This is a genomic window from Pseudoalteromonas sp. S1727 (genome assembly GCF_005886375.1).
Classification (GTDB): domain Bacteria; phylum Pseudomonadota; class Gammaproteobacteria; order Enterobacterales; family Alteromonadaceae; genus Pseudoalteromonas; species Pseudoalteromonas haloplanktis.
The window spans coordinates 1-280 of sequence record NZ_PNDT01000366.1; the positions used below are offsets into that span (position 1 = coordinate 1).

1 pseudogene is annotated in these 280 nt (G+C 30.7%); it reads right to left on the minus strand.

Annotation, left to right across the window (positions count from 1 at the left end):
* A pseudogene (locus tag CWB85_RS22320) lies at nt 1-192 on the minus strand (protease SohB); the annotation flags it as partial.
* Nucleotides 193-280: the final 88 nt, after the last annotated feature.

Genomic DNA, 280 nt, shown 5'->3' on the forward strand with positions numbered 1-280 from the left:
AGATAAAGTACTTTCGATAAAATTATTATTTAAATCATCAAGTTGCTCTGATATATCATCAATCTGAATTTCCCCATTTTTACTTTTAGGCTTTGCCGCTGCAGCTACACTGATTAAAATAATAGCAGCAACAGCTATCACAAAAGTCACCGTATTGGCAAAAAACAGGCCGTACTCATATAAAAATTCCAATTCTATTCTCAAAAAAAAAATATAAACTAATTTACCATACAAACAAAAAAAAGCCACTTATCAGGGGCTATGAATTATTTAACCGGAT